11 protein-coding genes are annotated in these 7,824 nt (G+C 67.5%); 6 read left to right on the top strand and 5 right to left on the bottom strand.

The genetic code is table 11. The features are described from left to right. Both WBV89_RS03860 and WBV89_RS03855 read right to left on the bottom strand, forming a co-directional pair. The coding region (locus WBV89_RS03860; RefSeq protein WP_423980025.1) for a ribokinase at positions 1-772 on the bottom strand (772 nt) is incomplete at its 3' end. A gap of 24 nt (positions 773-796) precedes the next feature. Next, on the bottom strand, positions 797-1,534 hold the full coding sequence (locus WBV89_RS03855) for a FadR/GntR family transcriptional regulator (protein WP_423980024.1): 738 nt from the start codon (positions 1,532-1,534) through the stop codon (positions 797-799). A gap of 165 nt (positions 1,535-1,699) precedes the next feature. Here WBV89_RS03855 and WBV89_RS03850 point away from each other — a divergent pair, with 165 nt between their 5' ends. Genes WBV89_RS03850 through WBV89_RS03840 form a run of 3 tightly spaced genes read left to right on the top strand, consistent with a single transcriptional unit; the run spans position 1,700 to position 3,087 of the window. Further along, positions 1,700-2,191: a VOC family protein gene (locus WBV89_RS03850; protein ID WP_423980023.1), complete on the top strand. Its 492-nt coding sequence runs from the start codon at positions 1,700-1,702 to the stop codon at positions 2,189-2,191. Then, positions 2,184-2,660: a VOC family protein gene (locus WBV89_RS03845; protein ID WP_423980022.1), complete on the top strand. Its 477-nt coding sequence runs from the start codon at positions 2,184-2,186 to the stop codon at positions 2,658-2,660. Before WBV89_RS03850 ends, WBV89_RS03845 begins: the two co-directional genes overlap by 8 nt. Positions 2,661-2,667: 7 nt before the next feature. Next, positions 2,668-3,087, top strand: a complete 420-nt coding sequence (locus WBV89_RS03840) for a nuclear transport factor 2 family protein (RefSeq protein ID WP_423980021.1) — start codon at positions 2,668-2,670, stop codon at positions 3,085-3,087. Positions 3,088-3,111: 24 nt separating this feature from the next. Here WBV89_RS03840 and WBV89_RS03835 read toward each other — a convergent pair whose 3' ends face one another. Genes WBV89_RS03835 through WBV89_RS03825 form a run of 3 tightly spaced genes read right to left on the bottom strand, consistent with a single transcriptional unit; the run spans position 3,112 to position 5,567 of the window. Continuing rightward, complete coding sequence (locus tag WBV89_RS03835) at positions 3,112-3,684, bottom strand: OsmC family protein (RefSeq protein ID WP_423980020.1); 573 nt, start codon at positions 3,682-3,684, stop codon at positions 3,112-3,114. Positions 3,685-3,721: 37 nt separating this feature from the next. Then, positions 3,722-4,975 (bottom strand): NAD(P)-binding domain-containing protein, encoded by a 1,254-nt coding sequence (locus tag WBV89_RS03830; protein WP_423980019.1) that lies wholly within the window; start codon positions 4,973-4,975, stop codon positions 3,722-3,724. A gap of 28 nt (positions 4,976-5,003) precedes the next feature. Next, positions 5,004-5,567: an OsmC family protein gene (locus tag WBV89_RS03825; protein WP_423980018.1), complete on the bottom strand. Its 564-nt coding sequence runs from the start codon at positions 5,565-5,567 to the stop codon at positions 5,004-5,006. Positions 5,568-5,733: 166 nt separating this feature from the next. On the opposite strand from WBV89_RS03825, the gene WBV89_RS03820 reads away from it, so the two are divergent. From WBV89_RS03820 to WBV89_RS03810, 3 genes are all read left to right on the top strand, one after another. After that, a complete protein-coding gene (locus WBV89_RS03820) occupies positions 5,734-6,570 on the top strand; it encodes a class I SAM-dependent methyltransferase (protein ID WP_423980017.1) in 837 nt (278 codons plus the stop codon). Between the two features lie 28 nt (positions 6,571-6,598). Further along, on the top strand, positions 6,599-7,309 hold the full coding sequence (locus tag WBV89_RS03815; RefSeq protein WP_423980016.1) for a hypothetical protein: 711 nt from the start codon (positions 6,599-6,601) through the stop codon (positions 7,307-7,309). Continuing rightward, a partial coding sequence (locus WBV89_RS03810; protein WP_423980015.1) for an LLM class flavin-dependent oxidoreductase occupies positions 7,306-7,824 on the top strand: 519 nt, incomplete at its 3' end. The genes WBV89_RS03815 and WBV89_RS03810, both read left to right, overlap by 4 nt.

Below are 7,824 nucleotides of genomic sequence, written 5' to 3'. Positions count from 1 at the left end.
CCGCATACCGCAGCGCATCGGCCGAATCGTCACCCGCGGCCAGTCGCGCGGCGAGCGATCCACAGAACGCGTCACCCGCACCGGTCGTGTCGACCGGGTCGACACGACACGGTGGCACCGGAGTCGTGCCGTCGACGCCGACCAGTTCGGCTCCCGCTGCTCCGAGCGTCACGACGAGTCGCCCCACGCGCTCCACGAGCGCTCGACGACCACCGAGCAACTCGACCTCGTGCTCGTTCGGGACCAGCACGTCGCACAGATCGAACAGCTCATCGGGCAGTTCGGCCGCAGGAGCCGGGTTGAGGACCGTCGTGGCACCTCGCGCGCGGGCGCTCCCGAATGCGTCGAGCACCGTGTCGATCGTCGTCTCGAGTTGCGTGAGTACGACGCGGCTGTCGGGGAGGTGGTCGATCGCCACGGTCGCATTCGCTCCCGGGACGATGATGATCGAGTTCTCCCCCGCCTCGTCGACCGTGATGAGGGCCCGACCGGTCGCGACGCCCGCCCGCGTCGCGATCAACGTGTCGTCGATGCCCTCACCTCGCACGATGTCGCGCAGGTACTCCCCGGCATGGTCGTCGCCCACCGCGCCGATCATCGCGACGCGAGCACCCGACCGCGCGGCGCACACCGCCTGGTTCAGACCCTTCCCACCGGCGATCTCCGCGTAGTCGCCTCCGGTCAGCGTCTCGCCCGGCAACGGATGCCGCGACGAGCGCACGACGAGGTCGAGATTCAGACTGCCGACGACCACCACATCGAATTCGCTCATGGGTGCGACGGTAGCGAGACGGAACTAGACGAGACGGTCGATGAGACTGCGCTCGACCGCGCGCAGGTGCGCCACGCCCTCGCGCGCCGCCCCCTCGACATCACCCGCGGCGACCGCTGACGCGAGGCGCGCATGCTGCGCCGCCGACTCGCTGACGATGCGCCCGACCTCGTTGCGGTTCGCATCGTCGGACAGCAGCGAATCGAGACCCTCCGAGCGGAACAGACGCGCCATCACCTTGCCGTACAGCTCGACGAGCAATGGGTTGCCACAGGCGGTCGACAGAGCGGTGTGGAACTCACGGTCGAGCTCGCGGAACGCCGGGAGTGTCATCTCGTCGGTGAACCGATCGGCGATCTCGGAGATCTCGGCGCGCTGCGCGGGCGTTCCCCGCTGCGCGGCGAGCTCGATCATCGGGATCTCGAGGAGGCGGCGCGTCTCGAAGAGCTGCTCCACGAACTGTTTGCGGTCGTCGACCTCGTCGAACGACACATCGGGCAACTGCTCGGCGACATAGGAGCGATTTCCACGACGGACGACGACACCGAGCGAGAGCAGGCCCTGCATCGCCTCGCGAACCGAGGTACGCGCCACACCGAACTGCTCGGACAGCGATCGCTCCGACGGCACCCGCGCTCCGGGCTCCAACGCACCGGACGTGATCCGGTCGAGCAGCTGATCGCGAATCTGCGAACTCAAGGTGCTGCGCGTCACCGGCGCAAATCCGACACCTTCGTCGGTCGCGGCAGCAGTGTTCGTCATCGATCGCCTCTCTCCGTGGCCACTCAACGGACCGCTCGGCGCCAATCTAGTCCCCAGGGGTGCTGAAATCGGAGACGATGTCCGAACGACTGATGGTCTGACCTTTGACCCGACGAATGATCTTCCGTTGGTCTGACCATCAGACCTTTGCTAGATTGACGCTTCATGACGTATCCGAACACACTCATCTTCGTCGACTTCCCGTCGAGCGACCCGGAGGCTTCGGCCGAGTTCTACGACGCTGTCTTCGGCTGGGAAGTCGAACCGCGCCCCGCCGGCGTGTTCCACCGCATCGTGCCCGGCCAGAACTTCCAGGTCGACGACGGCTCCCAGGGCCCGACCGGCAACCTGCACATGGGCATCCACAACGCGGCCAACGCCCGCCCCCACCCCGACCCCGCCGGCGTCGAGCCGCGACACCTCGCCACCGACGGCCGCTCCACGCGGGTGTGGATCATGGTGAGCGAGGACGACTCGATGGATCGCATCCTCGGCGAGGCCGACAAGCGCGGCGGCGAAGTGCTGTGGCGCGACCACTACTGGGCCGAGTTCAACGGCTTCAACTCCGCCTTCAAGGACCCGTGGGGAAACACCTTCATCCTGTGGGGCAAAGGCGGCGACGACCCGCAGATCCCGGAGGGCTGGACCAATGAGTGACGCTGCCACGCACGAGCTGCGCCCGACGACGTCGCGCTGGACGCACCTCGCACTGCGGGTGAAGGACATCGACGAGACCATCGCGTTCTACCTGCGCTACACCGACCTCGAACTGCTCGACAAGCGCGAGGACCCCGACGGATACGGTGCCTGGCTCGGACACTCCGACCAGAAGGAGTTTCCCTTCGTCCTCGTCCTGGCTCAGTTCTTCGAGGGACACGACCCGTTCGCGCCAGCACCGCTGGCCAAGCTCTCGCCGTTCAACCACATCGGCATCGAACTGCCGACGAAGGCCGACGTCGACGCCACCGCGGCACGCGCCGAGGCCGAGGGATGCCTGGCAATGCCGGCACGCATGATGCCCGACCCGATCGGCTACATCTGCATGTTGAACGACCCCGACGGCAACCTCGTCGAGTTCTCCTTCGACCAGGGCGTGTACGAGACCGTCCGCGAGAAGTGGGGCTGACGAGCCGATGAGCAACCGGGACGGTGACCGGTCGGTCGCGCTCGACTATGTCGCCGCGCTCGGCGGCACCGACCCGGCCGAGGTCGCCGCGCTCGTCAGCGACGACTTCCGCAACGAACACCATGCCGAACTCGGGTCGGGCTGCGTCGGGCGTGACGAGTACGCGCGACGCCTGCCCGGCTTCTTCGCCACCTTCCCGAACCGTCGCTACGAGGTGATCGAGACCGCTGTCGGAGAACTGGTGGGCGACAGCCGGGACGGGAGCGAGGTCGTCGTCCGGTACCGGTTCGGCGCCGACGTCGAGGGCACGCGCATCGACATCCCCGGCGTGATGTGGATCAGCGTCCGTGACGGCCTCGTCACCCGGCGCCTCGACTGCTGGGACTCGCTGACGTTCTACCGCCAGACGGGGCTCGACCCGGCGTAGGCACCTGCGTCGGCGATCGGTCGCTCACGAGGAGCCGTTGCGAACATGCACGACCGTCGGAGCGGTCAACATGTCGAACACGGCCGAGTACTTGGTCGCCGACGCGATCAGCGCATCGATCACGTCGGGCGCAGCATCGGCGACCACGTCGAAGTCGACACGCACCTCGCTGAAACCCTTTCGAACGTCGGCATCGATGCCGAGCACGCCGCGGACGTCGATGTCGGCGCTCACCGTCGACGACACCTTGGTGAGCGGGATGCCACGGGCGGCCGCGCCGGTGGCGACTCCGGCCGTGATGCACGCCGCGAGGGCATGGAGAACGTACTCCTGAGGCGTCGGGCCGTGACCGTGTCCGAGTGTGGGATGGTCAGCGCTGAATCGGAATTCGTCGACGTGCAGGTGATCGGCGCCGGCGCCGTACCAGTCGTGAATCGTCGACGAACTCGCCGTTCCCTCGACCCACTCGTTCCTGGCGGAGAATCGGAACGCCGCGAGATCAGGGTTCTCCCTCATCTTGGCGATCGTGCCGAACAGCTTGGCGGTCGGCACTCCATTGGTCTCGTCGGCGACGGTAGGGGTTTCGGTGATGGGCATTGCATTCTCCTTGATGTTGTTGTTGGTTGTTGGTTGATCAGTGGTGACTGCGAGCGATGTCGCGTGCGAGGTACGACGCGAGGTGTTCTGCGAGGTCGTTCGCGTCGGGGCCGGCACCGTCGAGGAAGCTCGACTTGCGGCGACGCATGAAGGGCAGGCCGAGGACGTACATCCCCGGAACCGTGAGGACACCGCCGTCGTGGACCAGCCGGCCTTTTTGGTCGAGCAGGTTCGGTTCCAGCCAGGGGTAGTGAGGTCGGAATCCGGTCGCCCAGACGATGGTGTCGATGCCGCGCAGGTCCAGGTCGAGCATCGGGGCCGGCATCGCCGTGTGGGCCGGACGGGTCGGCTCGTCCAGTTCGGCGTCGAGTCCGTGCTCGGTCGCGTAGTCGTCCAGTCGATCGAGCAGCCGCTGTTGTTTCAGGTCGGCGGACTTCGCCATGTTGGCGAACGAGCCGGAGAACTGGGCACGATCGCCGTTGCGACCGACCAGTCGACCGGTCAGCGCGACGCCGTTGGCGGCCACCGTCGTGAGATCGAGGTTGCGTCGCTCCGGGGATCCGACCAGTTGGAGTGACGGGAGCCGTCGCGCCCGATCGATGTCGTCGACCTCGTCGAAGCGCTCGTCGAGTTGGCCGATGGCGTCCATCCACCAGTGGATGTCCATCCCTCGGTATGTCCGCGGCAATCGGACGTGATCACCGACCGCGAGCGTGACGTCGCGGCCCGACCGGCTGAGTTCATCGGCGATCTGGAGCCCGGACGCCGAGGCGCCGACCACGAGGACACCGCTCTCGCGGAGTTGCTCCGGGTTGCGGTAGCGGATCGGCGTGATGTGTTCGATGTGCTCGGGCATGTCGGCGGCGATCGCCGGGACGTGGGGGTTGCTGCAGGCGCCGGTCGCCATGACGACCGCACGAGCGGACCACGGGCCGTGGGTGGTGTCGACGACGTGGCCATCGTTCGAGCTGGCGATACGGCTGACCTCGACTCCGGTGATGATCGGTGCGTCGATCGACCGGCGATATGCGTCGAGGTAGGCGACGACGTCGGCCGCCGACATGTACCCGTCGGGGTCGTCGCCCTGGTACGACCAGCCCGGCAGCCGGGCCAGCCAGTTGGGCGTGAGCAGCCGGAGTGAGTCCCATCGCTCGGTCCGCCATGAGTTGGCGGTCTCGCCACGCTCGAGGACGACGTGATCGATGGATCGGCTGGTGAGGCACTGGCTCATCGCCAGGCCCGCTTGGCCGCCGCCGATCACGACGACCTCGGTGGTGCGTGTGGGATTCATGGGACTCACTCCGGGCTCGAGGTGTCGATCAAGCGACGTCGACGACGACTGCGGTCGGGTTGGCCACGATGTCGAAGACAGCGGAACGCTTCTGCGACTGAGCGACGACGGCCTCGATCTCGTCACGGGTTGCATCGGCGTCGATCTCGAAACGAACGCGGATGCCGCCGAAGCCGTTGCGCACCTCGGGGTCGATCCCCAGGATGCCGGCGACGTCGAGGTCACCCTCGACCGTGGAGGTGACCGAATGGAGCTGGATGCCACGGTTCTGTGCGACCGATGCGACACCGGCCGTCAGGCAACCGGCGAGGCCCATCAGGACCATCTCGGGCGGGGTCGGGCCGTTGTCCTCCGAGGCGAAGATCTCCGGATGATCGGTGTCGACGCTGTAGGGGACACGGTGGGCCTGGTCGTCGCCGAGTCCGACGAAGCCGTTCACGGTGCTGCGGCTGTGGGTGCCGTTCACCCAGCGGTTCGACGCTGCGAACGTGAACTGCGCCGCTTCGGGAGCGCCGCTCAGCATCTCGCGGGCTCCGAGCAGAGCCTCCACGTTCACGCCGTTGTCGATGATGTTGTTCTCGGTGATGGTCATGTCATTTCTCCTTGTTGGTTCCCGTTGATCGGGGTTGGTGTGTTTGTCGGGTTCCACCGTGACGGAGCTCGTCTGTCGATGCTTGGAGGTGACGTGGAGAAGTTCTGGAGGGGATCTCCAGCTCACCTCCAAGACCTCGGAGCCGCCGATCGTCACGATCGATGTCATGAACGACATCGACACGACAACCACCACCACCCCCACCGCGGCACTGCCGTCCGGCCACGAATGGGAGGAGGCCGGAGACGCATGGGGACGACGGGCCGGCGACTGGGCCTGCCTGTACGAGCACTATGCGATCGACGTGATCCACGCGATCTTTCAGCGGGTCGGGGTCGAGAACGGCATCTCGATGCTCGACATCGCATGCGGATCCGGGCTGGCGATTCGGATCGCCGAGGGGATGGGGGCGCGCACCGCCGGCATCGATGCAGCGGGCGATCTCGTCCAGATCGCCCGTGACCGCTCACCTGAATCCTCCCTCGTCGTGGGCACGATGTTCGACCTGCCGTGGGAGGACGGAACCTTCGACGCCGTGACGTCGATCAACGGTGTCTGGGGTGGATGCGACGCCGCTCTGGCGGAGGCCTATCGCGTCCTTCGACCGGGCGGCCGCATCGGGATCAGCTTCTGGGGCCACGGCGAACTCGATCTGCGATCGGTCTTCCGAGTGTTCGCACACCACGCGCCCGAGTCGCACGTCGACGGGATGCGCCGCACCAACAACGTCGCTCGACCCGGCGTCGCCGAGCAGATGCTCGAAGGGGCGGGATTCGACGTGATCGAACGGGGCGGGCGCGTCTCGACGATCGAGTGGCCCGACGCAGACACCGCCTGGCGTGCGATCTCGAGCGTCGGACCTGCCGTGCCCGCACTCGAACACGTCGGCGCCCGGGTCCTCCGGCCGCTGATCCTCGACGCGCTGGCCAACACCCGGGATCAGCGCGGCATCTACCGCTTCCGCAACGACCACCAGTTCGTGGTCGCCCGCAAGCCCCGCTGATTCACGACCACGACCGAAGGAGACCACGATGATCACGATCCCGACCACCCACAACGGGCCGCCACACTCCGCTCACGGTGGAGTCGCCGCCGGACGCATGGCCGAGCTACTCGACAGCCGCCGTGCGAGAGTCCGATTCCACTCCCCACCCCCGCTCGACGAACCGCTGACGACGCTCGAACGCCCGCTCGAATCGATCGAGGTGTTCGCCGGCAGCCGACACGTCGCGACCGTCAGCCCGACGGCTCCCCTCGACGTGGAACCGTTCAAACCCCATATCCCGATGGCGGTCGCGGTCGCCGAATCGCGATGGCTCGACCGTTTCGAGGGCGACCATCCGTTTCCGACGTGTTTCGGGTGCGGCCCCGCCCGGCGCGACGGGTTGGGTCTCGCACCGGGACCGGTTCCCGGGTCGTCGACCCACGCCACGTTCTGGGCGCCGGACGTGGACGGTCCGGTTCCGACCTGGATGGTCTGGGCGGCACTCGACTGCCCGTCGGGCGGCCCCGCCCTGACGATCCTGCCGACGGGTTCGATGGTGGTGACCGGCGAACTGGCCGTCGACATCGCTCGCCCGCTCGCCGGCCGTGAGCAGTACCAGATCCTCAGCAGGTGCAGCGGCCGGTCCGGCCGCAAGATCACGACCGAAGCTGCGATCGTCGACTCCGCGGGCCGCAACGTCGCGATCGCCGAGGCGACGTGGATCGCGATCGCGTCCGAATCGGCGCTGGCGTCATGAGCTGGCGCAACATCGACACGTCGTCGCGCCGGGCGATCGTCTTCACGCCACTCGAGACCCGCCGAGAGGTGCTCGTCGAGGCCGCAGTCCATGCAGAGCACCTGGGCTACGAAGCGGTGATCATCCCGGAGGGATGGGCGCTCGACGCATCGGTGGTGCTCGCCGAGATCGCGCTGCGGACCGAACGGATCACGCTGGTCGCCGGGATCCTCTCGGTCTGGAACCGCAGCCCGGCGACCATCGCCATGACAGCCGCGACGCTCGACGACGTGTCCGGCGGTCGTTTCGTCCTCGGGCTCGGAGCGAGCACGGCGGCACTTGCCGAGGGCCTTCACGGCGTGGCCTTCCGGGCGCCCGGCACCAAGCTCCGTACGACGATCGCGGAGGTCCGAGCGTTACTGAACGGCGAGCGGGCGTCGACATCACACGCCGCGCGCGGCCTCCGGCTCGGGCAGTCGCCGCGACCCGAACTCCCGATCTGGGTCGCCGGCCTCGGCCCCCGATCGGTCGTGAGC

This window comes from Ilumatobacter sp., assembly GCF_049588435.1.
In the GTDB taxonomy this organism is placed as follows: Bacteria; Actinomycetota; Acidimicrobiia; order Acidimicrobiales; family Ilumatobacteraceae; genus Ilumatobacter_A.
This window is presented reverse-complemented; position numbering and strand designations above follow the sequence as displayed.